This window comes from Pseudomonas sp. DF5, assembly GCF_058148225.1.
Window position 1 is genome coordinate 207,092 of sequence record NZ_JBYVYM010000003.1, and the last position, 26,244, is coordinate 233,335.

Annotated in this window: 18 protein-coding genes and 1 pseudogene; 18 read left to right on the forward strand and 1 reads right to left on the reverse strand. The window is 60.7% G+C overall.

Annotated elements, in window-relative coordinates; all coding sequences use genetic code 11:
- Window positions 1–84: 84 nt before the first annotated feature.
- The 12 genes and pseudogenes from AC30D7_RS04340 to AC30D7_RS04395 form a co-directional block, all read left to right on the forward strand.
- Window positions 85–357: pseudogene (locus tag AC30D7_RS04340) on the forward strand (spermidine/putrescine ABC transporter substrate-binding protein PotF); the annotation flags it as partial.
- Between the two features lie 141 nt (window positions 358–498).
- Complete coding sequence (locus tag AC30D7_RS04345; protein WP_490133202.1) at window positions 499–750, forward strand: hypothetical protein; 252 nt, start codon at window positions 499–501, stop codon at window positions 748–750.
- A gap of 411 nt (window positions 751–1,161) precedes the next feature.
- Window positions 1,162–2,610: a serralysin family metalloprotease gene (locus AC30D7_RS04350; RefSeq protein WP_490133203.1), complete on the forward strand. Its 1,449-nt coding sequence runs from the start codon at window positions 1,162–1,164 to the stop codon at window positions 2,608–2,610.
- A gap of 67 nt (window positions 2,611–2,677) precedes the next feature.
- Complete coding sequence (locus AC30D7_RS04355) at window positions 2,678–3,100, forward strand: protease inhibitor Inh/omp19 family protein (protein WP_258668472.1); 423 nt, start codon at window positions 2,678–2,680, stop codon at window positions 3,098–3,100.
- Between the two features lie 212 nt (window positions 3,101–3,312).
- Window positions 3,313–5,100, forward strand: a complete 1,788-nt coding sequence (locus AC30D7_RS04360; protein WP_490133204.1) for a type I secretion system permease/ATPase — start codon at window positions 3,313–3,315, stop codon at window positions 5,098–5,100.
- The gene (locus tag AC30D7_RS04365; RefSeq protein WP_490133205.1) at window positions 5,097–6,446 is read left to right on the forward strand and encodes an HlyD family type I secretion periplasmic adaptor subunit; all 1,350 of its coding nucleotides are present in this window, start codon (window positions 5,097–5,099) and stop codon (window positions 6,444–6,446) included. The genes AC30D7_RS04360 and AC30D7_RS04365 overlap by 4 nt, the downstream gene beginning before the upstream one ends.
- Window positions 6,447–6,448: 2 nt before the next feature.
- Window positions 6,449–7,813 carry a TolC family outer membrane protein gene (locus AC30D7_RS04370; RefSeq protein WP_490133206.1) on the forward strand — a complete coding sequence of 455 codons (1,365 nt, stop codon included), beginning with the start codon at window positions 6,449–6,451 and terminating at the stop codon, window positions 7,811–7,813.
- A 180-nt stretch (window positions 7,814–7,993) separates the two neighbouring features.
- Complete coding sequence (gene eprS / locus AC30D7_RS04375; protein ID WP_490133278.1) at window positions 7,994–10,951, forward strand: autotransporter serine peptidase EprS; 2,958 nt, start codon at window positions 7,994–7,996, stop codon at window positions 10,949–10,951.
- A gap of 201 nt (window positions 10,952–11,152) precedes the next feature.
- Window positions 11,153–14,200 carry an autotransporter domain-containing protein gene (locus tag AC30D7_RS04380; RefSeq protein WP_490133207.1) on the forward strand — a complete coding sequence of 1,016 codons (3,048 nt, stop codon included), beginning with the start codon at window positions 11,153–11,155 and terminating at the stop codon, window positions 14,198–14,200.
- A gap of 23 nt (window positions 14,201–14,223) precedes the next feature.
- Window positions 14,224–15,912, forward strand: coding sequence for a polyurethane esterase (locus AC30D7_RS04385; RefSeq protein ID WP_490133208.1), 1,689 nt, complete (start codon window positions 14,224–14,226; stop codon window positions 15,910–15,912).
- Between the two features lie 104 nt (window positions 15,913–16,016).
- Complete coding sequence (locus AC30D7_RS04390; protein ID WP_490133209.1) at window positions 16,017–17,870, forward strand: polyurethane esterase; 1,854 nt, start codon at window positions 16,017–16,019, stop codon at window positions 17,868–17,870.
- Window positions 17,871–18,128: 258 nt separating this feature from the next.
- Entirely contained in the window at window positions 18,129–18,494 is a 366-nt protein-coding gene (locus tag AC30D7_RS04395; protein WP_490133210.1) for a hypothetical protein, read from the forward strand.
- Window positions 18,495–18,524: 30 nt separating this feature from the next.
- Here AC30D7_RS04395 and AC30D7_RS04400 read toward each other — a convergent pair whose 3' ends face one another.
- Window positions 18,525–19,451: a 2-hydroxyacid dehydrogenase gene (locus AC30D7_RS04400; protein ID WP_490133211.1), complete on the reverse strand. Its 927-nt coding sequence runs from the start codon at window positions 19,449–19,451 to the stop codon at window positions 18,525–18,527.
- Window positions 19,452–19,723: 272 nt separating this feature from the next.
- Here AC30D7_RS04400 and gabT point away from each other — a divergent pair, with 272 nt between their 5' ends.
- From gabT to AC30D7_RS04430, 6 genes are all read left to right on the forward strand, one after another.
- Complete coding sequence (gabT, locus tag AC30D7_RS04405) at window positions 19,724–21,016, forward strand: 4-aminobutyrate--2-oxoglutarate transaminase (RefSeq protein ID WP_490133212.1); 1,293 nt, start codon at window positions 19,724–19,726, stop codon at window positions 21,014–21,016.
- 96 nt (window positions 21,017–21,112) lie between these two features.
- A complete protein-coding gene (locus AC30D7_RS04410) occupies window positions 21,113–21,769 on the forward strand; it encodes an HAD family hydrolase (protein WP_490133213.1) in 657 nt (218 codons plus the stop codon).
- A gap of 45 nt (window positions 21,770–21,814) precedes the next feature.
- Window positions 21,815–22,303: an Lrp/AsnC family transcriptional regulator gene (locus tag AC30D7_RS04415; RefSeq protein ID WP_003174918.1), complete on the forward strand. Its 489-nt coding sequence runs from the start codon at window positions 21,815–21,817 to the stop codon at window positions 22,301–22,303.
- Between the two features lie 470 nt (window positions 22,304–22,773).
- Window positions 22,774–23,547 (forward strand): DUF4198 domain-containing protein, encoded by a 774-nt coding sequence (locus AC30D7_RS04420; RefSeq protein WP_230172667.1) that lies wholly within the window; start codon window positions 22,774–22,776, stop codon window positions 23,545–23,547.
- Window positions 23,548–23,586: 39 nt separating this feature from the next.
- A complete protein-coding gene (locus AC30D7_RS04425; protein WP_086944261.1) occupies window positions 23,587–24,792 on the forward strand; it encodes an acetyltransferase domain-containing protein in 1,206 nt (401 codons plus the stop codon).
- Window positions 24,793–24,892: 100 nt separating this feature from the next.
- Complete coding sequence (locus AC30D7_RS04430; RefSeq protein ID WP_490133279.1) at window positions 24,893–26,212, forward strand: OprD family porin; 1,320 nt, start codon at window positions 24,893–24,895, stop codon at window positions 26,210–26,212.
- Window positions 26,213–26,244 lie beyond the last annotated feature (32 nt).

Consider the following 26,244-nt stretch of genomic DNA (forward strand, 5'->3'; position numbering starts at 1 on the left):
ACAGGTACTCCCATGCTAACTCACGCCGTGCGCAAGACCTAGTCCAACCACTTCATGGCCCGGCAGATTGAGGGCGGGGCCTTGAAGGAAGCCAGGAACGGTGTGGGCATCGGCTACTCGATCCCCAAGGAAGGTGCGGCCACCTGGTTCGACATGGTCGCCAGCATCAGCAACTACGTGCACTACGCCAACAGCAACGAACAGGCCGATAGCCTGATTGATCCGGCGATCAAGAGCGACACCAAGGTGTATCCGAGCCCGGAAATGATGGGCAAATTGTTTGCCCTTGAGGCGATGCTGTTGAACATTGACCGGGTGCAGACGCGGATGTGGAACAAGATTCGGACGGGGAGCTGATTGTCATCCCGAAGCGCGTCCAGGTCATCGGAAGCGCGCTTCATCCACTCATCTATACCTGTTAGTTCTGACAGTAGAAAACTCGCGATTTGCTTTGTAGCCTGACATGCGCAGACATGACGTCTGTGAAGGAGAGACACAATGAAAAAGTCAGATTTCAGGAATTTCGTCGAAAAAGAAATCAATAGCGCTGCCGAGAGAATCATCGCCAACGGCACCACATCCGATGACGTTGCTTTAGGGCGATTGTATGTACTTTCTTGTTTGCGTCGAATGCTTGACAGCAAGGCAACTCCCGAAGATGTCGGGATGTTGGGTGCCTTCAACGATGCCTGCCAGAGGTTGAAGGTGCTGGACACTAAAAAGACAATCTTCTCTGGACTGGAAGCCTAGCGGGGGACTTGCTCGTACCCTGTGGCGGGAAAACAGGTTTTCTCGCCACAACTATCACGACTAACTGAACGTTTAATCTGGTTGATGGCAATGTACCAGTACTTGCACTAAGTTCTCTGAAAATTGAGATGCAGCCGACTAAAAATAACTTACCGATATTTAATATTTAAATACGAAATTGTCGGACAATCCGGCTGAAAGCCTGCACTAAAAACAATCTTTCGACAGCGCAAGCAATGTTTGCTGGAGTTCTGCGAAACAGTTCAATTTTACGTCAAAAAAAATGTAGACGTTTGATTTCGAATTGTGTCAGTTTTCATACGCCTTCATTGGGCGAGTGATAGGACGATCTCGCCAGAGATTGTCGTATCGGACAAAAACTGTTCCATTGCTAAACAAGGAAGTGTGTTTATGTCGAAAGTAAAAGACAACGCTATTGATCTTGCCGAACAGGCCTTTGCACCATTGGCTGCCGCCAGTTCTGCCTATAACCAGATCGATAGCTTCAGCCATCAGTATGACCGGGGCGGCAATCTCACGGTCAATGGCAAACCCTCCTTCTCTGTCGACCAGGCCGCTACCCAGCTGCTGCGCGACGGCGCTGCCTACCAGGACAAGGATGGCAGCGGCAAAATCGAACTCACCTACACGTTCCTGACCTCGGCCTCGTCGAGCACCATGAACAAGCACGGCATTACCGGGTTCAGCCAGTTCAATACGCAACAGAAAGCCCAGGCCGTGCTCGCCATGCAATCCTGGGCCGACGTGGCCAACGTCACCTTCACCGAGAAAACCACTGGCGGCGACGGTCACATGACCTTCGGTAACTACAGCGGTGGTCAGGATGGCGCAGCGGCATTCGCTTATCTGCCTGGCACGGGCGCCGGTTATGACGGTACTTCGTGGTACCTGACCAACAGCAGCTATACGCCGAACAAGACGCCGGACCTGAACAACTACGGCCGTCAGACCCTGACCCACGAAATCGGTCATACCCTGGGCCTGGCCCACCCTGGCGATTACAACGCCGGTGAAGGTGCTCCGACCTACAATGACGCGACTTACGGGCAAGACACCCGCGGTTACAGCGTCATGAGTTACTGGAGTGAAAGCAATACCGATCAAAACTTCAGCAAGGGCGGTGTGGAAGCTTATTCTTCCGGCCCGCTGATGGACGATATCGCGGCCATCCAGAAACTCTACGGTGCCAACACCACCACCCGTACCGGTGACACCACCTACGGCTTCAACTCCAACGCCGGTCGCGACTTCCTGAGCGCGTCTTCGTCGTTGGACAAAGTCGTGTTCTCGGTGTGGGATGCGGGCGGCAAGGACACACTGGACTTCTCCGGCTTTACCCAGAACCAGAAGATCAACCTCAATGAAGCCTCGTTCTCCGACGTTGGCGGCCTGGTGGGCAACGTGTCCATCGCCAAAGGCGTCACGATCGAGAACGCGATTGGCGGCTCGGGTAGCGACCTGCTGATTGGTAACAGTGTGTCCAACGAACTGAAGGGCGGTGCCGGCAACGACATCCTCTTCGGCGCGGGCGGTGCAGACAAACTGTGGGGCGGCTCGGGTTCGGACACCTTCGTGTTCGCGGCCAGCAGCGACTCCAAGCCAGGCGCGGTCGACCAGATCCTCGATTTTGTCAGCGGCCTGGACAAGATCGACCTGACCGGCATCACCAAAGGCGCGGGCCTGCATTTCGTGAACTCGTTCACCGGTGCGGCAGGCGATGCAGTGTTGACCACTTCGGGCGGCAACAGCCTGTTGTCGGTAGACTTCTCCGGGCACGGCGTGGCTGATTTCCTAGTCAGCACCGTTGGCCAGGCGGCGTTCTCGGACATCGTGGCCTGATTCAAGGCATAAAGGAGGGCGGCGCTTTACGCGTCGCTCTCTGCCCCGATCCAGAGTAAAACGCCCTATGACCCAGAACGCTTTTACCTGCAAAACAACCGCGTGGCTGTTAGCGACGCTGATGATGTTTCTTGGAGAAGTAGCCATGGCAAGCAGTCTGAAACTAGCCGACCCGTCGGAGCTCGCCGGCAAATGGCAAGCCATTTTGAATACCGCGCAAGACTCGCCCGAGTCCCAGGCGCTGCAGGACAAACCGTCGAATGTCTGCACGATAGAGCTTAAGTCGGATCAGACCCTGGGTGAGGGGGCCGATTGCCTCAGTGCCTGGCTGGAAAAATCGGCGATGGGCTGGTTCCCGGAGCCGGACGGCATTGCCGTGACCGGGGAAGAAGGCTCAAGAATTGTGTTTTTCAGCCGACAGCATGAGGGGCTTTATAAAAGCACCTTGAAGTCGGGGCTGATTATTACGCTCACGCGCGCAGCGCAATAAGCGAAAAGCGTCGGACCGACGGCAGGTACTGAATATAAAGACCGTTGTTGCAGTTATAAGCAGCAGATCAATAACCAGGGCTCTTTAAAGTCCACAAAGAGTTGTTATTAATCTGTCAGCAATAACCGGCAAAAGAATGTCTCGACCCGTGTGCGGACAGTTAATTGGAACCTTGCCAAGTGAGGCGAGGCTTAATACCTCAGGAAAAACCAATGAAGATGGCGAAGAGCCCGGCCACCGCACCGTTATTCAAGGCACTGGGCGACTATAAGAGCATATTGATCAGCGTCGGCTGCTTTACCGCATTGATCAACGTTCTGATGTTGGTCCCGTCGATTTATATGCTCCAGGTTTATGACCGGGTGCTGTCGTCGCAAAACGAAACCACACTGGCGATGTTGTCGCTGATGGTGGTTGGATTTTTTGCCTTCATCGGGCTGCTGGAGACCGTGCGCAGTTTCATTGTCATCCGTATCGGCAGCCAACTGGAACGCCGTTTCAACCTGCGGGTGTATCAGGCTGCTTTCGAACGCAACCTGTTCAAGGGTGAGGGCAACGCCGGGCAATCCCTGGGCGACTTGACCCATATTCGCCAGTTTGTCACCGGCCCGGCGTTGTTTGCCTTCTTCGATGCGCCATGGTTTCCGGTCTATCTGTTTGTGATTTTCCTGTTTAACGTCTGGCTCGGCGTATTGGCCACCGCAGGGGCGGTGCTGCTGATCGGGTTGGCCTGCCTCAACGAGGCCATGACCAAAAAGCCTTTGGGCGAAGCCGCGGGTTTTTCCCAGAAGTCCAGCCAACTGGCCACCAGTCACCTGCATAACGCCGAAACCATTCAAGCCATGGGCATGCTCGGCGCCTTGCGCAAACGCTGGTTTGCGGTGCACTCGCGTTTTCTCGGTCTGCAGAATCAGGCCAGCGATACCGGCGCGGTCATCAGCTCTCTGAGCAAAACCCTGCGCCTGTGCCTGCAATCCCTGGTCCTGGGATTGGGTGCGTTGTTGGTGATCAAGGGCGACATGACCGCCGGGATGATGATCGCCGGCTCCATTTTGATGGGCCGGGTGCTGAGCCCCATCGATCAGTTGATTGCCGTATGGAAACAGTGGAGCGGCGCCAAACTCGCTTACCGCCGCCTCGACGCCCTACTGCAAGCCTTTCCACCGAGTGACGAGGCCATGGCGCTGCCGGCGCCGAAAGGCCAGATCACGTTCGAGCAAGTCAGCGCTGGCCCGCCGGGGCAGCGGGCAGCGACCTTGCACATGGTCAACTTCAACCTCGGCGCCGGCGAAGTGTTGGGCGTGCTCGGGGCTTCCGGCTCCGGTAAGTCGACCCTGGCGCGGGTGCTGGTAGGCGTCTGGCCGACGCTGGGCGGCACGGTGCGCCTGGATGGCGCGGACATTCATCGCTGGAACCGCGACGACCTCGGCCCTTACATCGGCTATCTACCCCAGGACATCGAATTGTTCAGCGGCAGCATTGCCGAAAACATCGCTCGCTTCCGTGAAGCGGATCCGCAACAAGTCGTCGAGGCCGCGCAGCAGGCTGGCGTCCATGAATTGATCCTGCGCATGCCCCAGGGCTACGACACCGTGCTCGGCGAAGACGGCAGTGGTTTGTCCGGTGGCCAGAAGCAACGCGTGGCCCTGGCTCGTGCGTTGTACGGCCATCCGAGCCTGGTGGTACTGGATGAACCGAACTCCAACCTCGATACCGTCGGCGAAGCGGCACTGGCCGGCGCCATCGCACACATGAAGGCCCGGGGCACCAGCGTGATTCTGGTCACCCATCGTTCTTCGGCCCTGGCCCAGGCCGATAAGTTGCTGGTGCTCAACGAAGGTCGCTTGCAAGCCTTCGGCCCAAGCCAGGACGTGCTCAAGGCGCTTGCCGGCAACCAGTCAGGCGCTCAGGAACCACAACGTGAAAAAGCCGCGCAGGCACCGGGCGGGCTCAGCATGAGCCGGCAGTATCAGCCCACGACCAGGAATTCGGGTGTATGAGCAGCACACGCATGAACAACGACAGCGAAGCGACGATGGAACACGACTACATTGCCGAACGCCCTGAGCGCGACGCCCGTTTCTTCGCCCGCATGGGCTGGATGCTGGCGATTGTCGGCGCCGGCAGTTTTTTCACTTGGGCGAGCCTCGCGCCGCTCGATCAAGGCATCCCGGTGCAGGGCACCGTGGTGGTCTCGGGCAAGCGCAAAGCCGTGCAATCGATGAGCAACGGCGTGATCAGCCAGATTCTGGTGCGTGAAGGCCAAGTGGTGAAACAAGGCCAGCCGCTGTTCCGCCTCGACCAGACCCAGGTCGCGGCCGACGTGCAGTCGCTGCAAGCGCAATACCGCATGGCGTGGGCCAGCCTGGCGCGCTGGCAGAGTGAACGGGACAACCTCAAGCAGGTGAATTTCCCCGCGCAACTGAGCAACGATCCCGACCCGCGCCTGGCGCTGGTGCTTGAAGGTCAACGGCAATTGTTCAGCAGCCGCCGCGAAGCGTTTTCCCGTGAGCAAGCCGCTTTGCGCGCGAACATCGAAGGCGCCAGCGCGCAACTGGCCGGCATGCGTCGCGCGCGCACGGACCTGACAGCCCAGGCCAGTTCCCTGCAACAACAGTTGAGCAATCTGCAACCCCTGGCAGACAACGGCTACATCCCGCGCAACCGCTTGATGGAATACCAGCGTCAACTGTCGCAAGTGCAGCAACAGTTGGCAGAGAACACCGGCGAAAGCGGCCGAGTGGAGCAGGGCATCCTCGAATCCCGGCTGAAGCTGCAACAGCACAGCGAGGAATACCAGAAGGAAGTGCGCAGCCAACTGGCCGACGCGCAGCTCAAAAGCGTGACCCTGGAAGAGCAGTTGACTTCCGCCGGCTTCGACCTGCAACACAGCGAAATCGTCGCCACCGCCGATGGCATTGCGGTCAACCTTGGGGTTCATACCGAGGGCGCGGTAGTACGCCAGGGCGAAAACCTGCTGGAGATTGTCCCGCAAGGCACCAGCCTGGAAGTGGAAGGGCACTTGCCGATCAACCTGATCGACAAGGTCGGCACGCACTTGCCGGTGGACATTCTGTTCACCGCGTTCAACCAGAGCCGTACCCCGCGAGTGCCGGGCGAAGTCAGCCTGATTTCCGCCGACCAAATGGTCGATGAGAAAACCGGAGCGCCGTATTACGTGCTGCGCAGCAGCGTCAGCGACCAGGCCATGGAAAAACTCAACGGCCTGGTGATCAAGCCCGGCATGCCTGCAGAAATGTTCGTGCGCACCGGTGAACGTTCACTCCTCAACTATCTGTTCAAACCGCTGCTCGACCGGGCAGGCTCCGCGTTGACCGAGGAATAAGGATGTTCGGTTGTATGAATAAGTTTTCCCTGCTCGCAGCGACCCTGGCGTTGCTGACATGCAACAGTGCGATGGCCATGGGGCCGTTCGACATCTATGAGCAAGCGTTACGTAATGATCCAGTGTTCCTCGGTGCCATCAAAGAGCGCGATGCAGGCCTTGAAAACCGCGCCATCGGCCGCGCCGGGCTGTTGCCGAGGCTGGGCTACAACTACAACAAGGGGCGTAACTCCTCCGAGGTCAAATACCTCAACGATCGCGGTAACAGACAAACGGATGATCGCAACTACAGCAGCTACGGCTCGACCTTGACCTTGCAACAGCCGCTGCTCGACTACGAGGCTTACGCGGCGTATCGCAAGGGCGTGGCGCAATCGCTGTTCGCTGATGAAAACTTCCGGGGCAAGAGCCAGGAACTGCTGGTTCGCGTGCTGGAGAATTACACCAAGGCGCTGTTCGCCCAGGACCAGATCGACATTGCGCGCGCGAAGAAAAAAGCCTTCGAGGAGCAGTTTCAGCAGAACGAGCAAATGTTCCGCCAAGGGGAAGGCACGCGCACCGACATCCTCGAAGCCGAGTCACGTTACGAACTGGCGACCGCCGAGGAAATCGAGGCGCGTGACGAACAGGATGCGGCTCTGCGCGAGCTCGGCGCATTGATTGGCGGGCCGGCCATCGACATCGGCGACCTGACGCCGCTGGATCAGAACTTCCAGACCTTCACCCTGCAACCGGCCAATTACGACACCTGGCACGAGATGGCAGTGGCCAACAACCCGAACCTGGCCTCCCAGCGCCAGGCGGTGGAAGTGGCGCGCTACGAGGTCGAACGCAACCGCGCCGGGCACCTGCCGAAAGTCAGCGCCTACGCCTCGATGCGCCAGAACGAATCGGAAAGCGGCAACACCTACAACCAGCGCTATGACACCAACACCATCGGCATTGAAGTCAACGTGCCGTTGTATGCCGGTGGCGGGGTTTCGGCCTCGACCCGGCAGGCCAGCCGCACCATGGAACAGGCCGAGTACGAACTGGACGGCAAGACCCGGGAAACCTTGATCCAGCTGCGCCGCCAGTTCAGCGCCTGCCTGTCGGGGGTCAACAAGCTGCGCGCTTATCAGAAGGCGCTGATCTCAGCCGAAGCGCTGGTGATCTCGACCAAACAAAGCATTCTGGGTGGTGAACGGGTCAACCTCGACGCATTGAATGCCGAACAACAACTATTTACCACCCGCCGGGATCTGGCACAGGCACGCTACGACTATCTGATGGCCTGGACCAAGTTGCATTACTACGCCGGCACCTTGAACGAACAGGATCTGGCCAAGGTGGATGAGGCCTTCGGCCAGGGCCCGAGGGCACAGTAGCCGTTAGAAAACAGTGTGCCGAGGGAGCTTGCTCCCGTTCGGTTGCGCAGCAACCGCCATTGGGTCTGCTTCGCAGCCCAGCGGGAGCAAGCTCCCTCGCCACAGAATCACAGCAACACGTCGCCCCTGGGACCGGAGCCTAGAACTCTAAAAACGCCAAGAAAGCGAGATGTCATGCACATGGACGTACAGATCAAGCCGATGTCGGTCGGCACGCTATTGCTCGTGATTTCATCAGCGCCCGGCCCGGCCCAGGCGCAGTACCTGGAAACCGGCACCCTCGGCGACCCGGCCAGTTGGCGTTCGGCGGAGTTCCAGCGCGATTGGGGCCTGGGGCGGATGCAGGCCGATCAAGCCTATGCCGCCGGCATCACCGGCAAGGGCGTGAAAATCGGCGCGCTGGATTCCGGATTCGATTCCAGCCATCCCGAATTCGCCGCCGACCGTTATCACGCCGTGACGGCCAGCGGCAGCTATGTCGATGGCTCGGCGTTCAACGTCGACGGCACGCTCAACACCAACAATGACTCCCACGGCACCCACGTCACCGGCACCATGGGCGCGTCCCGCGATGGCAGCGGCGTGCACGGCGTGGCGTACAACGCGCAAATCTACGTTGGCAACACCAACAAGAACGACAGCTTCCTGTTCGGTCCCAACCCCGACCCGCGCTACTTCAAAGCGGTTTATAACGCCCTGGCGGATGCGGGGGTACGTGCGATCAACAACAGTTGGGGCAGCCAGCCACCGGACGTCAGCTACCGGACCCTCGACGATCTGCATGCCGCTTACGCCCAGCACTGGAACCAAGGCACCTGGCTCGACGCCGCCGCCGACGTTTCGCGCCGTGGTGTGATCAACGTGTTCAGCGCCGGCAACAGCGGTTACCCAAATGCCAGCGTCCGCTCGGCCCTGCCGTATTTTCAGCCAGACCTGGAAGGGCACTGGCTCGCCGTGTCGGGGCTGGATCAAGGCAACCAGCAGAAATACAACCAGTGCGGGATCGCCAAGTATTGGTGCATCACCACGCCGGGAGCGAAGATCGACAGCACCATTCCCGGTGGCGGTTACGCGATCAAATCCGGCACCTCCATGGCCGCGCCGCATGCCACCGGGGCACTGGCGCTGGTGATGGAGCGTTATCCGTACATGAACAACCAGCAGGCGCTGGAGGTGTTGCTGACCACCGCGACCCAGCTCGACGGTTCGATCACCGATGCGCCAACCACGCGGGTCGGTTGGGGGGTGGCCAATCTCGACCGGGCGATGCGCGGGCCGGGGCAATTGCTCGGCACGTTCGACGCCAATCTGGGGGCAGGGCAGAGCGATGTCTGGAGCAATGACATTTCAGACAAGGCACTGATTCAGCGCCAGGCCGAAGACGCCGCCGAACACAGCGCCTGGCTACAGACGTTGCAGGACAACGGCTGGGCAAACGGTATCCCGGCCGGCGCCAGTCAGCAGGATCAGACCGACTATGCGGTAGGTATGGCGAGGGATTCCGCCGCCGCCAGCCGAGTCTACGAAGGCAGCCTGATCAAGTCCGGTGCCGGACGCTTGATGCTCACTGGCGACAACACTTATCGCGGCCCGACCACGGTCAACGGCGGCTTACTGGCGGTGAACGGTTCGCTGACATCGGCGGTGACGGTCAATGCCAGCGGCACCCTCGGCGGTAACGCACGAATCGCTGCCTTGACTGCCAATGCCGGCGGCACCGTGGCGCCCGGTAATTCCATTGGTACGTTGCAAGTCAGCGGCGATGTGACGTTTGCGCCGGGGTCGACCTATGCCGTCGAACTCTCGCCCAGCAGCAGCGACCAGATTATTGCCGGCGGCACGGCCACGGTCAGCGGCGCCACCGTCAGCCTGTCGCTGGAAAACAGCCCGACCTTGCTCAGCACCCAACAAGTGCAAAGCCTGCTGGGGCATCAGTACAACATCCTGCAAGCGGCGGGTGGAGTTCAAGGCCAGTTCGGTGCGGTGCTGCCCAACTATGTGTTCATCGGCGGCAGTCTCGATTACGCCGCGACCGGCATTCAGCTGAGCGTCGAGCGTAATGCCACGACCTTCGCCAGCGTCGGCCAGACCCCGAATCAGCGTTCCGTCGCGACTGCGGTGGAAGGGCTTGGCGCGGGTAATGCGGTGTACGAAAGCCTGCTGCTGTCGCCGACCGAGAGCTCGGCGCAACAGGCGTTCCGGCAATTGTCGGGGGAAATCTATCCGGCGCTGGGCTCGGTGTTGATCAACGACAGCCGTTATCTGCGCGATGCGCTCGGTGAGCGTCTCAATGAAGCCAACGGTTCGCGCAGCAATGGCTGGATCAAAGCCTTGGGCGCCTGGGGCAAGACCGATGAACGCCACGACACCGCCGGCTACACCACGTCGATTGGTGGTTTGCTCGCCGGTGTCGATGGCGCTGTGGATGACGAAACCCGTGTCGGCCTGGTCGCCGGCTATAGCGACAGCTCCGTCAATATGGGCTCTGGAACTCATTCATCGGCGCAGGTCGACAGTTATCACCTGGGCGCCTATGCCGGCCACGAAATGGGTGCCTGGCGCCTGAGTACCGGCGGTACCTACAGCTGGCATCGGGCCGACATCAAACGTGACCTGCAATACGCTGACGTCAGCGCCAAACAGAAAGCCAAGGTCGATGCCGGGACCACTCAGGTGTTCGGTGAAGCGGCCTATCGCCTGAACCTGCAACCCCTGGCTTTGGAACCGTTCGCCAACCTCGCTTACGTGCACCTCGACACCGAGGGTTTCACCGAGAAAGGCGACGCCGCCGCGCTCAAAAACAGTGGCGACCGACGTGACGCGGTGCTCGGCACGCTGGGCGTACGTGCGCTGAAAACCCTGACGTTGTCCGGCCAGCAACAGCTGGACCTGAGCGGCAGCTTCGGTTGGCAGCACAACCTGAGCAACACCGATTCCGAAGAACACCTGGCGTTTGTCAGCGGCGGCGCACCGTTTGTGGTGGAGAGCTCACCGCTGGTTCGCGATGCGGCGCTGGTCGGTGCCCACGCCAGCCTGGCCTTGAGCCGGGACATTCGGTTGAACCTTGATTACACCGGCCAACTGGCCAGCCGCGAGAAGAGCCATGGAGTCGGGCTGAGTCTCAATTGGCAGTTTTAACCCGGTAAACACCGATTGTGGCGAGGGGCTCGCTCTAATCCGCAGCCCCTGTAGGAGCGAGGCTTGCCCGCGAAAGGGCCGTGACATTCAGCATTGACGTTGACTGACACACCGCTTTCGCGGGCAAGCCTCGCTCCTACAAGTTGCGCGTAGGCCGCTGGCCACGAGGATTTTTGCAACACAACTAAGGACGGTAGCTTGATGGATAACAAGTACAACAAACTGGCCTTGCTCTGCGCACTGGCCTCCCTGGGCACCGCGCATGCGGCGCCCTACGTGGAAAACGGCAGGGTCGGTGACCCGAACAGTTGGCGTAGCGCAGAGTTCAACGCCGACTGGGGGCTGGGGGCGATCAACGCTCAGGATGCCTATGCGGCCGGTTACACCGGCAAAGGGGTGAAACTGGGGATCTTCGACCAGCCGGTCTACGCCTTGCACCCGGAGTTTTCCGGCGCCAACAAGGTAATAACCCTGGTCACCAGCGGCATCCGCGAGTACACCGATCCGTACATTCCGGTCAAAGCCGGGGACGCCTTTCTCTATGACGGTTCGCCCTCGGTAGGCTCCAACGGCAAACTCGGTGCCCACGGCACCCACGTTGGCGGGATCGCCGCGGGCAGTCGCGATGGCGGGCCGATGCATGGCGTCGCCTTTGGCGCGCAAATCATCAGCGCCGACAACGGCGACCCAGGCCCGGAAGACGGCATCATCCGTGGTAACGACGGCGCGGTGTACAAGGCCGGTTGGGACGCCCTGATCGCCAGCGGCGCGCGGATCATCAACAACAGCTGGGGCATCGGCATCACCGACCGCTTCGACCTCGGCGGCCGGGACCCGGCGTACCCACACTTCACCGTGCAAGACGCGCAACTGCAATTCAACGAAATCCAGACCTTGCTCGGGACCAAACCCGGCGGTGCCTACGACGGCGCCATCGCCGCGGCCCGCAGCGGCATCGTGACAATTTTCGCCGCCGGCAACGACTACAACCTCAACAACCCGGACGCTATCGCCGGCCTCGGTTACTTCGTCCCCCAGATCGCGCCGAACTGGATGACCGTCGCCGCGTTGCAGAAGAACCCGGACATCAACAGCCCCGACCTCTACACCATCAGCACCTTCTCGTCGCGCTGCGGCTACACCGCGAGTTTCTGCGTGTCGGCACCGGGCAGCCGCATCTATAGCTCGATCATCAGCGGCACCAATGCCGCTGACCTGACCACCGGCTACGCCAACTACAACGGCACCTCGATGGCGGCGCCGCACGTTGCCGGCTCGGTGGCGGTGTTGATGGAACGCTTCCCATACATGACCGGCGCGCAAGTCGCCAGCGTGCTGCGCACCACCGCCACCGACCTCGGCGCACCCGGCGTCGACGCACTGTACGGCTGGGGCATGATCAACCTGCGCAAAGGCATCGATGGCCCGGCGATGTTCGTCACCGAGCAGGACATTCCCGAGGAGTTCCGCATCGATGGCGCCTACGGCTCCAGTCAGTTTGTCGCGGACTTGCCAGGTATCGGCGCGATCATCGACGCTGGCAAACCCACCGAGCGTGTGTGCAATGACGTGCATTGCGGGCTCGACTATTGGCGCAACGACATTTCCGGCCATGGCGGCCTGACCAAACAGGGCATCGGCACGCTGGTGCTGACCGGCGCCAACACCTACACCGGCCCGACCCTAGTCAATCAGGGCCGATTGGCGATCAACGGTTCGCTGCTGTCGGCCGTCACTGTCAATGACAGCGGCATCCTCGGCGGTAATGGCAGCATCGCGGCGCTGACCGCAAAAAGCGGCGGCACTGTGGCCCCCGGCAACTCCATCGGCACCTTGCAGGTGGCGGGCGACGTGACCTTCGAACCTGGTTCGACCTACGCCGTAGAGCTGTCGCCTACCAGCAGCGACCAGATCATCACCGGCGGCAAGGCGATCATTGAGGGCGCCACGGTCAGCCTGTCGCTGGAAAACAGCCCGACGCTGTTGACCACCGGCGAGGCGAAAACCCTGCTCGGCACTCAGTACAACATCCTGCAAGCGGCCGGTGGAATCGAAGGGCGCTTCGGTGCGGTAGTGCCGGACTACCTGTTCCTCGGCGGCACTCTCGATTATTCGGCGGGCGGCATTCAACTGGCCGTCGTTCGCAACGCAACCTCGTTCACCAGCGTTGGCCAAACCCCGAACCAACGTGCGGTGGCCGCTGCCGCCGAGCAACTGGGCGCCGGCAATCCGCTGTACGAAACCCTGCTGCTGTCGCCGACCGCCGCTGTCGCGCAACAAGCGTTCCAGCAGCTGTCCGGTGAAATTCATCCGGCGATCGGCACGCTGCTGATTAACGACAGCCGCTACCTGCGCGATGCCGTCGGCGAACGTTTGCGCGAGCGTGATCTGTTCGACGCCGGCGCACCGACCGATGACCGCAGCAACGCCTGGCTCAAAGTGCTCGGCGCCTGGGGCAAGAGCGATGGCGGGCATGACAACGCCAGTTCCAACAGCTCCATCGGCGGGCTGCTGGCCGGTGTCGATGGCTTGATCACTGAAGATACGCGCTTGGGTTTCGTCACTGGTTACAGCGACAGCTCATTGAGCATGGGCGATGGCACGCATTCGCAAGCCGAGGTCGACAGCTATCACTTGGGTGCCTACCTGGGCCATGAAATCGACGCGCTGCGCCTGAGTGTCGGCGGTGCTTACAGCTGGCATCGCATCGACGTCAAACGCGACCTGCAATTCGGAGACGTCAGCGGCAAGCAGAAATCCAAGCGCGATGCGACCACCGCGCAACTGTTCACCGAAGCGGCCTATCGCCTGGACTTGCAACCGCTGGCGCTGGAGCCGTTCGTCAACCTGGCCTACGTGCATCTGAACAGCGACAGCTTCAGCGAAAAAGGTGATGCCGCCGCACTCAAGGGCGGTGAAAACAACCGCGATGCAGTGCTCTCGACCCTCGGCCTGCGGGCGAGCAAAGCCATTGTGCTGTCCGACCAGCACCAGTTGGAACTGTCCGGCACGCTCGGTTGGCAGCACAACCTGAGCAGCACCCGTTCCGAAGACCACCTGGCCTTCGTCAACGGCAACACCGCGTTCAGCGTGCAAAGCGTGTCGATGGACCGCGATGCCGCGGTGGTCGGTGCCCGTGCCGGACTGGCGCTGGGCCGCGATACCCGTTTTAACCTGGATTACAACGGGCTGCTCGGCTCCCGGGAAAAAGACCACGGTGTGGGCCTGACCCTGGACTGGCAGTTCTGATTTGACGCAAAGGAAGCCACAACATGGGACTGTTTGATTACAAAAATGCTGACGGCAAGACGTTGTACAGCGACGCGATCGCGCTCACGCTCTACGCGTACACGCCCACCGGCCAGCCGTTGCCGGCAACCGCTTGGGCGCCGATTGGCGCGGCGGCCTTGGGCTATCAGGGCAAGGTCGGGCCTCAAGGCACCTTCTATGGCGAGAAGGACGGTTTCACCAGCGCCGAAGCCGAAATCCTCGGCAAGTACGACGGGGCAGGGCAGCTGATCGGCCTTGGCATTGCCTTCCGTGGCACCGGCGGCCTGGGCTACAGCGACACCTTCGGCGACATGAAAAACAATCTGCTGGCCGCCGTCGGACCGGTGGATTACGCGAGCAACTACGCGAAAAACGCCTTCGACACCTTGCTCAAAAATGTCGCTGCGTTTGCCATCGCCCACGGCCTGAGCGCCAAGGACGTACTGGTCAGCGGGCACAGCCTTGGCGGGCTGGGGGTCAACAGCCTGGCGGAGTTGAGCGGCAATAACTGGGGCGGTTTCTTCAAGGACGCCAACTACATCGCCTTCGCCTCGCCGACCCAAAGCGCCACTGGCAACAACGTGCTGAACATCGGTTACGAGAACGACCCGGTGTTTCGCGTGCTCGACGGCACCACTTTCAGCAGTGGCTCGCTGGGCAAGCACGACGGTCATGAGGATTCGGCGACCAACAACATCGTCAACTTCAATGACCAGTACGCGTCCACCGCGCAGAACCTGGTGCCGTTCAGCATCCTCAACCCGCTGAACTGGTCGGCCCATGGCTCGTTGGGCTATGCCGACGGCTTGAACCGGGTGATCGACTCGCGCTTCTACGACCTCACTGACAAGGATTCGACACTGATCGTGTCCAACCTGTCGGAGTCGTCCCGAGGCACTACCTGGGTCGAGGACCTGGGCCGCAGCGGCGAGCCCCACACCGGCAGCACCTTCATCATCGGCACCGACAGTAATGACTTGCTCAAGGGTGGCGCGGGCAATGACTTCATTGAAGGTCGTGACGGCAACGACCGGTTCCGCGATGACGGTGGCTACAACCTGCTGCTGGGCGGCAAGGGCAGCAACACCTTCGAGCTGCAAAAGCCGTTGCAGAACTTCAGCTTTGCCAACGACGGCGACGGCACTCTGTATGTGCGCGACGCTTACGGCGGCATCAGCATGACCCGCGACATCGGCGCGCTGGTGAGCAAGGAATCGGGCTCGTGGTGGGGCAGCAAGGAGGTGACCTACAACGTCACCGCCAATGGCTTGCTCAATGGCACGGAACTGACCCACTTCAACCACTCGCTCAACGGTGATGCCTACAGCAACACGCTGGTGGCCAGCGTCGACGGTGACTGGCTGTTCGGCAACGCCGGCGACGACCTGCTGCGCAGCGACAAAAGCCACGTGACCTTCGTCGGCGGCACGGGCAATGACGTGATGCATGCCTCGGGCGGCGGCAACACCTTTTTGTTCAGCGGCGCCTTCGGCTTTGACGCGATCAATGGCTACCAGGGCAGCGACAAACTGGTGTTCATCGGCGTTCAGGGTGCGGGGCAGGGTTATGACTACGCCCAGCACGCTTCAGAGGCCGGCAACGACACGGTGCTGAAGATTGGCGATTACGCCGTGACGCTGGTGGGGGTAGGACTGGATAACCTGTCGGCTTCGGGATTTGTATTTGCCTGAAAAAACCGAATGAAAGCATTGCACTAAAGACACTGGGGCGCCCCATAGCGGGGCGTCCCGGCTGTAGCTGTCTCTGATAAATCCAACAAAGAGAGGCAATACCAATGGGTGTGTATGACTACAAAAACTTCGGCACAGCAGATTCCAAGGCGTTGTTCAGCGATGCCATGGCGATCACGCTGTATTCCTATCACAACCTCGACAACGGTTTCGCCACCGGGTACCAGCAAAACGGCTTCGGCCTGGGCTTGCCGGCAACCCTGGTGACCGCGCTGATCGGCGGCACCGATTCCCAGGGCGTCATTCCCGGCATTCCCTGGAACCCCGATTCGGAAAAGGCCGCACTCGAAGCCGTGCAAAAGGCCGGCTGGACACCAATCACCGCCGCGCAACTGGGCTATGACGGCAAGACCGACGCTCGCGGAACCTTCTTCGGCGAGAAGGCCGGTTACACCAGTGCGCAAGTGGAGATCCTCGGCAAGTACGATGCCCAGGGCCATCTCACGGAAGTCGGCATCGCCTTTCGCGGCACTAGCGGCCCAAGGGAAATCCAGATCGGCGACTCCATCGGTGATGTGATCAACGATCTGCTGGCGGCGTTGGGTCCCAAGGATTACGCGAAAAACTACGCGGGCGAAGCCTTCGGCAATTTGCTCGGCAAAGTCGCGGCGTTTGCCCAGGCCAATGGGCTGTCGGGCAGCGATGTATTGGTCAGCGGCCACAGCCTTGGCGGGTTGGCGGTCAACAGCCTGGCGGACTTGAGCAGCGAAAAGTGGTCCGGGTTCTACCAGGATTCCAACTACATCGCCTACGCCTCGCCGACCCAAAGCAGCAGCGACAAAGTGCTGAACATCGGTTATGAAAACGACCCGGTGTTCCGCGCCCTCGATGGCTCGTCGTTCAACCTGGCTTCGGTGGGTGTGCATGACGCCGCCAAGGTGTCGACGACCGATAACATCGTCAGCTTCAACGACCATTACGCCTCGACGGCATGGAATGTGTTGCCGTATTCCATCGTTAACATTCCTACCTGGATCTCGCACTTGCCCACCGGTTACGGCGATGGCATGACCCGGGTGCTGGAGTCGAAGTTCTACGATCTGACCAGCAAGGACTCGACGATCATCGTCGCCAATCTTTCGGACCCGGCGCGGGCCAACACCTGGGTCCAGGACTTGAACCGCAACGCCGAAACCCACAAAGGCAGCACCTTCATCATCGGCAGCGACGGCAATGACCTGATCCAGGGCGGCAAGGGCAACGATTACCTGGAAGGCCGCGACGGTAACGACACCTTCCGCGACAGTGGTGGCTACAACATCCTGTTGGGCGGCAAGGGCAGCAACGTGCTGGACCTGCAACAGTCGGTGAAGAATTTCGTCTTCGCCAATGACGGCGCCGGCAACCTGTACGTGCGCGACGCCAATGGCGGCATCAGCATCACCCGCGATATCGGCAGCATCGTCACCAAGGAGCCGGGATTTCTCTGGGGCGTGTTCAAGGATGACGTGACCCACAGCGTCACCGCCAATGGTCTCACTGTTGGCAACAACGTTACGCAGTACGCCTCCAGCGTGAAGGGCACCACCGGCGCCGACACTCTCAAGGCCCACGCCACGGGCGACTGGTTGTTTGGTCTGGACGGCAACGACCACTTGATCGGCAGCGCCGGCAACGATGTGTTTGTCGGCGGGGCGGGTAATGACCTGATGGAATCGGGCGGCGGGATTGATACTTTCCTGTTCAGCGGCGCGTTTGGCCAGGACCGGGTGGTGGGTTATCAGGCCAACGACAAACTTGTATTCCTCGGGGTGCAGGGCGTTGCGCCAAACGACGACTTCCGCGCCCATGCCACGGCGGTGGGGCAGGATACGCTGCTGACGTTTGGCAGTGATTCGGTGACTTTGGTGGGTGTCGGGCTGGACAGTTTGTCCGGTAGCGCGATTGTGATCGCCTGAGGGTGAGGCGGCGCCGGTAAGGGCCTCTTCGCGAGCAAGCTTCGCTCCTACATTGGAATCCATTTCCCCTGTAGAAGCGAGGCTTGCCCGCGAAGAACGATAACGCGGTAATCCTGCCTGTCCCCGTGACTCACTGGCCACTCCCGGACTCCAATATCTGCACCAACAGGAACTGGCACTAAAGCTTCAGCCCATACACGCGTTATTCCTATGACGTCGGTGCTGCACGCCGCCATTGAGTACAGGAGATTTTGCAACGTGAGTAATAGCAAGAGGTACACCTTCGGTCTGGCGCTGGCCTTGTTATCGGCGACCGCCGCCGCAGAACTGCCTCAGAGCTCGATTCTGACCCGTTACGGGGTCACTTCCGATCAACTGCCGAAACCGGCAGCGACCGAAACCGCCAAGCCCATCGAAGAAAAAAGCCGCTTCCAGCTCCAGCCGGAACAGCCCTGGGTAACCGTGCGCCTGGGTGACGGCAAAGAACCGGAGAAGACCGGCAACATCAGCATCGACCGTTCGATGCAGCAGGAACAGGAGCGCTGCCAGCGGATGCAGGAACAACTGCTCCGGCGTGGCGGGCAATACATTTCCTGTGATAACAGTATTCCGGGCACCCACTAAACACCGAGCGCCCCGTTACTGCATCGGCGCTCAATAACCCTGCGCGCGATCGATCTCGCCGAGCATCGGCTCCCCCCGTTGATGCCGGCGGATGTTCTCCAGCAACACCCCGAACGCGCTTTCCGGCTGGGTCATCGCGGCGATGTGTGGCGTCAGCAGAATCTGCGGGTGGTGCCAGAACGGATGATCCGCCGGTGCCGGTTCCTGCAGCAGCACATCAAGCACCGCGCCGCTCAAGTGCCCGCTGTCCAGCGCCTCCAGCAGATCCGCTTCTATCAAATGCCCGCCACGGCCCATGTTGATCAGCGCTGCGCCCTTGGGCAGTTGCTGAAACAGGCGGCGATCAAGAATGCCCTGGGTCTGTTCGGTCAGCGGCAATACACACAACAGAATGTCGCACTGGCTGAGGAACGCCGACAGTTGCTCGTTGCCGGCATAGCAATCGACCCCCGGAATGTGATGGGCACTGCGCGCCCAGCCGGACAAGGCAAAGCCCAGCGGTTGCAAGGTCGCCAGAATCTGCTGCGCCTGGGCGCCGAGCCCCATGACCCCGACCCGACGTTTGGCCGCCGGTTGCAGCAAGTGCGCCTGCCAGCAGCGGGCTATTTGTTGCTGGCGGTAGCGCAGCATGTCGCGGTGCAGGCTGAGCACGGCAAAAGTCGCGTATTCGCACATGCCACGGTTGATGCCCGGATCCAGCAGGCGCACCACCGGCAAGCTCGCCGGCAGGCGTCCGAGGTCGAGTTGATCGACACCGGCGGACAGGGCAAACAGCACTTGCAGATTCGGCAGCACAACGTCGAGATCGTCAGGTGCCTGCCATGCGGCCAGGTATTGAATGTCCTTCGGGTCGCCGATGTCCGGCCAGGCGCGCCATTCGATATCCGGGGCGTGTTCGGCAAACAGCGCTTGCCACTGTTCGCCGCGTACAGGGTCAGCTTTATACAGCAGGGCCATGGGCATTTCCTGAAAGGTGAAAGTGCTGTCCATCATCGCGCAACGCCAGCGCAGGATCTGTCGAAAGCAGCAGGTTTAACAGGTTGAGTCGCGCAGTATCGCCCCTGCACCGGCAGATTCGGCGGGCTGAAGGAATCTGCCGTTTGGCGGGGTGAAAACAGTCGATCCGAATTTCTCAGGGGGCAAGTTCGGCGTAGTTCGTTTCGCGCAAGCCTTAACCTGAACACCATCGCAACCACTTCCCGGTTGCCGGACTCACGATGGGAAATGCCATGAATAGCAAAGTCGACGAAACCCCTCATTTGCTCCGTCAGCGCGATCAATTCGTGCCACGTGGCCTGGTTACCGCGCACCCGTTGGTGATCGATCGAGCCCAGGGTTCAGAATTGTGGGACGTGGACGGCAAGCGCTACCTGGACTTTGTCGGCGGTATCGGTGTGCTTAACATCGGTCACAATCACCCAAAGGTGGTCGCGGCGGTGCAGGCGCAGTTGCAGAAAGTCTCCCACGCCTGTTTTCAGGTGGTGGCTTACAAGCCTTATCTCGACCTGGCCCAGCGCCTGTGCGAAATGATAGGCGGCCAGGACGCTTATAAAGCAGCGTTCTTCACCTCCGGCGCCGAAGCGGTGGAAAACGCGGTGAAGATTGCCCGCGCCCACACCAACCGCTCGGCGGTGATCGCCTTTCGTGGTGGGTTCCATGGCCGGACCTTGCTCGGCACCACGCTGACCGGCATGAGCCAGCCGTATAAACAGAACTTCGGGCCGTTCGCACCGGAGGTCTTCCACACCCCGTATCCGAATGCCTATCGCGGTGTCACCAGCGACATGGCGCTCAAGGCGCTGGACGAGTTGTTGGCGACCCAAGTGGCGCCCGAGCGGGTCGCGGCAATCATCATCGAACCGGTGCAGGGCGATGGCGGTTTCCTCGCGGCACCGGCGGAGTTTCTTCAGGCCCTGCGCGCCCTGACGGAAAAACACGGCATCGTGCTGATCCTCGATGAGATCCAGACCGGTTTCGGGCGTACGGGCAAATGGTTCGGTTTCCAGCACGCCGGGATTCAGCCGGATCTGGTCACCGTGGCCAAGAGCCTGGCCGGCGGTTTGCCGCTGTCCGGTGTGGTCGGTAAAGCCGAGATCATGGACGCGCCATTGCCCGGCGGCCTTGGCGGTACTTACGGCGGCAACGCGCTGTCGTGCGCGGCGGCGCTGGCGGTGATCGAAGCCTATGAGCAAGAGCAGTTGCTGGCCCGTGGCGACGCCTTGGGCGAACGTCTGCGTCTGGGGCTGTTGCGCTTGCAGGCCCGTTACCCGCGGATCGGCGACGTGCGCGGCAGCGGCTTCATGCTGGCGATCGAGCTGATCAAGGACGACGAGGCACGGACCCCGGATGCCGACCTCAATCAACGGCTGATCGACGAAGCCCGGGCCGGTGGCCTGCTGGTGATCAAGTGCGGCGTGTACCGCAACGTGTTGCGCTTCCTCGCACCGCTGGTGACCAGCGAAGCACAGATCGATGAAGCGTTGCAGATTCTCGACGCGGCACTGGCACGAGTCTTGACCTGAGCTCACGCCAGCTCACGGGCGCTGCCACACGGCATCGCCCGTGAGCATTTATGGAGCATGGATTGATGGAATGCATCATCGGAGGCTTTACACACCATGGGGCTGACTGATTATCGAGCGTTGCTGATCGATTGCGATGAGGTGCTGGTGGATCGCGATTCCGGAGTCTGGGCGGCGTTGCAGCCGCTGCTCGACAGCCGTGGCGGTCACCCGGACAAGGCACAGGTGCTGGCCGAATTCAGCGAGGTGGTGCAGGCGCTGTACCCGCGTTTCGGCGAGCTGGGCTTCAGTGGTTTGCTGTGTTTCGCCCACCGCCAACTGGCCGAGCGCTGGGAGTTGAAAGCCAGTTGGGAGGAGGGCATGAGCTTCGCCCGGTCCGTCGTCGGCTGGTCGTTGTTCGAGGATGCACCCGGCGCCATGCTGTACTTGCGCAAGTTCTATCGCCTGCTGGTGCATGGCGACCGTGACGCCGAAGATCGCGGCCTGCTGTGCGAACGCCTGGGGATCATGCCCGACGATTTTATATCCCTGGCAAGCGACCCATTGCAGGATCATGACTGGCTGGCGGCCAATGACCTTGATGCCAACGCCATCCTCCAGGTAACCCGGCCTGGTGCCCGACAACCGGGGGCGGGCGCGGTCTGCCTGATCTGTCGCGGCCGGGCCAGACAGCCGTCGCCGTGCGCGGCGGATTACTGCATCAACAGCATGGCGGATCTGGTGGCTCAGCATCAGCTGTCTTTACGGCGCTGATTTTGCTAGAAGATTGTCTTACAAACGGCAGTCAAGAGGTACGCAATGGAAGGTTTAGTAAAACTGGACCGAATCGACATCAGCATCCTGGTTGAGCTGCAAAAGGACGGGCGCATGACCAACGTCAGCCTGGCGGATGCCGTGGGCCTGTCGGCCAGCCCCTGCCTGCAACGGGTCAAGCGGCTGGAGTCGGCCGGGTATATTTCCAGCTACAAGGCTCACCTGAACCTGGCCAAGATCACCGACTCGGTCACGGTGTTCACCGAGATCACCTTGAGCGACCACAAGCGCGAGGACTTCGCCAAGTTCGAGTCCAATATCCGTCTGGTCGACGAAGTGCTTGAATGCCACCTGATCAGCGGCGGCTACGATTACCTGGTGCGCTTCATGACCCGCAGCATCCAGCATTATCAGGAAGTGGTCGAAAGCCTGTTGGACAAAAACATCGGCATCTCCAAATACTTCAGCTACATCGTCATCAAGTCACCCGTGCTCAAGGACGGCGTGCCGCTGCGCAAATTATTGCGCCACTGAAGCTGACTCCGCGTACCCCATTCCCTTGCAGCCTGCCGCGCCTTCATAAGAGGCGCGCGACGGGCTCTGTGTAGCAGCTGCCGAGCAGCGTGAGGTGGCGTTCGGCTGCGTAGCAGTCGTAAACCCTGAATGCATGGTGTACCTGACGGATCGCAGTGACTGATTTTGCGGCTGCTTCGCCGCCGAACGCCGCCTCGCGCTGCTCGACAGCTGCTACGGAGAATTCGGTTTGGGCATGCACCTCAATCGGACACCGGGGCCGCACAACCGCTTCAACACGCTTCATGCTGGCGCAGGCCGTATAAACCGCTGTTTACGCGGCGAAAACAGTCTTCGTTGGCGTTCCGGGCGATGAATTCGGAACAAAGCCCAAAATTGCCTGCGTTGTAATGCGTTCAGAGAGGGGGCAGGTCGTTGCAGGGCTGCAACGATCCGTGGAACAACACCAATCGGAGCGCAAAAAAATGCGAATGAGCCACGCAAAAAAAGCACTGTTGGGTTACGGCGTCTTCATGCTGGCAAGCAGCAGCGAGGCGCATCAAATCTGGTACGAGCAGCCACCGGGGCAACCCCTTGCGTTGTACTACGGGGAATATGACAAGAACATGCTGGAAGTTACACCGGGCGGGATGGACCGTTTCCGGCAACTCAAGGGCTGGTCGATCAGCGACAGGTCCCAGCCGTTGCGCCTGACCTTGCAGCGCCAGGCGTTTGCGGTGGCGCATCAAGCCAACGCGGATGATTCGCTGCTGGCCGAGGATGGGCACTACCCGATCTTCGACCTCCACGAAGGCGATAAAACCCTCAAGGCTTACTGGACGCCCGCCACCCGTTGGGTCGGCGATCTGCGCGCCCGCACCCCGGAATTGACCCTGGACATCGTGCCCACCGGCGTCGCCGATGCGGGCAAGGCGCAGTTCCAGGTGTTTTATGCGCACAAGCCCCTGGTCAATCAGGACGTGGTGCTGGAAACCGGCTCCGGGGAAGTGTTCACCCAGCGCACCGACGCGGCTGGCAAGGTCAGTTTCGAACTGCCCTGGCAGGGCACCTATGTGGTAGCCGTCGAATACAAGGATCACACCGCCGGGCAGCGCACCAATCCCCAGGGTCAGGCTGAGCCCTATGACGTGAAGAGCTTCAGTTCAACACTGTCGTTCTATCGAAAGGAAGGTCAGGTACCCTTGCCGCGGGCGCCGTCGCAGCTGCCGGCATCGGAAGTTGCCAGGCTGAAGAAACAGGGCTGAGCCAGCGGTAGTCCACTGACCAAGACATGAGTGACTGATATGACCCTATCTACAAGCGTGGCAGGGCAGGCGGGAAGTGTTTCCCCTGCGCTGGCCACCAGCGTTGCCAAAACCAACACCCGGATGTTGGCCATCGATGCCTTGCGCGGCTTCGTCATGCTGTTGATGCTCATCGACCATGTGCGCGAAACCTTTCTGCTGCACCGTCAGGTCACCGACCCGATCGATGCGCTGAGCGTGACCCCGGACCTGTTCTTCACCCGCCTGCTGAGCACCCTTTGCGCCCCGGTGTTCATCTTCCTCACCGGGTTGTCGGCCTGGCTCTACAGCCAGAAACACACGGCCAGTGAAACCTCGGTGTTCCTGCTCAAGCGCGGGCTGTTCCTGGTGTTTCTGGAGCTCACGTTCGTGTGCTTTGCCTGGAACGCCGAGTTCCCGCCCAAGACGCTGTGGCTGCAAGTGATCTGGTGCATCGGCATCTGCATGATCGTGCTTGCCGGGTTGCTGCACTTTAAACGCGGTTGGCTGATCGTGCTCGGAGTGGCGATCGTCGCCGGGCACAACCTGCTCGATGGCGTGACCGTGGGGCCGGAGTCGCCGTTCTTCGTGCCGTGGTCGATCCTGCATCAGCGCGTATTCATCGACATCACCGAGTTCACCCGGGCTCGCACCACGTATCCGGTGTTGCCGTGGATCGGCGTAATCCTGCTGGGCTGGGCCATCGGGCCGTGGTTCGGCAAGGACATGGAACCGGCCGCGCGGATTTCCCGCTTGCTCAAAGTCGGCGTCGGCCTGTTGGCGGCGTTCGTGTTCATCCGTTACCTGAACGTTTACGGCGAGAAACCCTGGGTGCAGACCGGCGATTCGCTGCGCACCTTCATGAGTTTCATGAGCGCGAAGAAGTACCCGCCGTCACTGATGTTCCTGATGCCGACCCTCGGCCTGGGGCTGATTCTCCTGGCGTTGTTCGAGAAGGCCCAGGATCGCTGGTCCACCGCGACCCTGGCGGTCTACGGTGGTGCGCCGATGTTCTTCTACTTGTTGCACCTGTATGTGCTCAAGGCCATGTACCTGGTGGCCGTTGCCATCTGGGGCGCCAATCAGGGCACCTATTACGGTTTCGATAACCTGCCCATGGTCTGGCTGTGGAGCGTGATTCTCGGGGTGCTGCTGTTCTTCCCGACGCGCTGGTTCGCCAACCTCAAGCAGCGCCGTCGCGATATCGCGATTCTCAAATACCTCTGAGCCGCTCTTCGGTGTCCCCCCATTGGGCGGGACACCGAAGAGCCGCTGCGCACGACCGATTTTCCAGGAGAAAACTGTAAAGACGTTAACCACGCATGCCCTGCTTTTGGCCTTGGGAGGGGAAACCCTGCTCGCCCAGGCATCGGAACAAGACAACGCCAACGGTTTTTTGCAGGACAGCCAGTGGAGCCTGCTCAATCGCAGCCTCTATGACCGCCGCGATTATCAACACGGCTCACTGAGTAACGGCGCCCGCAACGCCTATAAACCCAGGGCCCAGCGCAGCGATCTGGCGGAGGAGTGGGCTTACGGTCTGATGGCCGATGTGGCCTCGGGTTTCACCACCGGTACCGTGGGTTTCGGGCTGGACGCGCACCTGTATTCCGGCTGGCAACTGGACAGCGGCGGCGGGCGCGCCGGCAAGGCGCGGGTGCTGGGCGTGGACAACGAAGGCTACCCCAAGGATGAATTCAGCCGAGGCGGCGCCGTGGCCAAGCTGCGTTTTTCCTCCACCGAATTGCGCTACGGCGAGCAACGGGTGAAAACCCCGGTATTCGGTTCATCCGACAGCCGCTTGCTGCCCGAGACCGCCACCGGCTGGCTGCTGACCAGCCGCGAACTGCCCGGCACCACGTTGTACGGCGGGCACTTCAACGAGAGCACCGACCGTAACGCCACCAGTCATGACCAAGGTTTTGTGGTCAATTACTCCAACGGCAAGCAGGGCAACAGCTTCGATTTGATCGGTGGGCGCAACACCTCGGTCAAGGGACTCAATGCCAGCCTGTTCAGCGCGCAGTATGACGATACCTGGCGTCAGCACTATCTGGGCGCGGTTTACACGCAGCCGTTGGCCGCTGGCCAGGAGCTGATCTTCGATCTCAATCTGTATCGCACCCAGGACACCGGCAAAGCTTTGTCCGGCCGGATCGACAACACCACCTGGAGTTTGCTGTCCACCTACAAGGTCGGCGCTCACAGCTTCGGCCTGGGTTATCAGAAGGTCGACGGTGACACGCCCTTCGACTACGTGACCCGAGGCGCGATCTACCTGAGCAACTCGGTGGCCCTGTCCGACTTCAACGCACCCGAAGAAGCTTCCTGGCAGGCCCGTTACGATCTGAATATGGCTGGCTACGGCGTCCCCGGCCTGACCTTAGGTGCGTTGTATGCGCGCGGCAGCGGCATCGACGGCAGTCACATGGACCCCAACGGCGGTTACAAGTGGCTGGGTTACGGGCAGGGTGGCAAGCATTGGGAACGGGACCTGCAGGCCAAATATGTGGTGCAGTCGGGCCCGGCGAAAAACCTCGGGTTTACCCTGCGCCATGCGGTCCATCGGGGCAATTCGGCACAGGCTGAGCTGGATGCCGATCAGATTCGTCTGGCGATTGAATATCCGTTGGGCGGGAAATTCTGAGGCTCACGCCTTGTAGCAGCTGCCGAGCGCGC

Excerpts from the sequence above, each read along its gene's own strand:
- AC30D7_RS04355 (WP_258668472.1), top strand. The coding sequence starts at position 2,678 with ATGACCCAGAACGCTTTTACCTGCAAAACAACCGCGTGGCTGTTAGCG.
- eprS (WP_490133278.1), top strand. The coding sequence starts at position 7,994 with ATGGACGTACAGATCAAGCCGATGTCGGTCGGCACGCTATTGCTCGTG.
- AC30D7_RS04410 (WP_490133213.1), top strand. The coding sequence starts at position 21,113 with ATGGGGCTGACTGATTATCGAGCGTTGCTGATCGATTGCGATGAGGTG.
- AC30D7_RS04415 (WP_003174918.1), top strand. The coding sequence starts at position 21,815 with ATGGAAGGTTTAGTAAAACTGGACCGAATCGACATCAGCATCCTGGTT.
- AC30D7_RS04385 (WP_490133208.1), top strand. The coding sequence starts at position 14,224 with ATGGGACTGTTTGATTACAAAAATGCTGACGGCAAGACGTTGTACAGC.
- AC30D7_RS04365 (WP_490133205.1), top strand. The coding sequence starts at position 5,097 with ATGAGCAGCACACGCATGAACAACGACAGCGAAGCGACGATGGAACAC.
- AC30D7_RS04420 (WP_230172667.1), top strand. The coding sequence starts at position 22,774 with ATGAGCCACGCAAAAAAAGCACTGTTGGGTTACGGCGTCTTCATGCTG.
- gabT (WP_490133212.1), top strand. The coding sequence starts at position 19,724 with ATGAATAGCAAAGTCGACGAAACCCCTCATTTGCTCCGTCAGCGCGAT.
- AC30D7_RS04370 (WP_490133206.1), top strand. The coding sequence starts at position 6,449 with ATGTTCGGTTGTATGAATAAGTTTTCCCTGCTCGCAGCGACCCTGGCG.
- AC30D7_RS04360 (WP_490133204.1), top strand. The coding sequence starts at position 3,313 with ATGAAGATGGCGAAGAGCCCGGCCACCGCACCGTTATTCAAGGCACTG.
- AC30D7_RS04350 (WP_490133203.1), top strand. The coding sequence starts at position 1,162 with ATGTCGAAAGTAAAAGACAACGCTATTGATCTTGCCGAACAGGCCTTT.
- AC30D7_RS04425 (WP_086944261.1), top strand. The coding sequence starts at position 23,587 with ATGACCCTATCTACAAGCGTGGCAGGGCAGGCGGGAAGTGTTTCCCCT.
- AC30D7_RS04400 (WP_490133211.1), bottom strand. The coding sequence starts at position 19,451 with ATGGCCCTGCTGTATAAAGCTGACCCTGTACGCGGCGAACAGTGGCAA.
- AC30D7_RS04380 (WP_490133207.1), top strand. The coding sequence starts at position 11,153 with ATGGATAACAAGTACAACAAACTGGCCTTGCTCTGCGCACTGGCCTCC.
- AC30D7_RS04390 (WP_490133209.1), top strand. The coding sequence starts at position 16,017 with ATGGGTGTGTATGACTACAAAAACTTCGGCACAGCAGATTCCAAGGCG.
- AC30D7_RS04345 (WP_490133202.1), top strand. The coding sequence starts at position 499 with ATGAAAAAGTCAGATTTCAGGAATTTCGTCGAAAAAGAAATCAATAGC.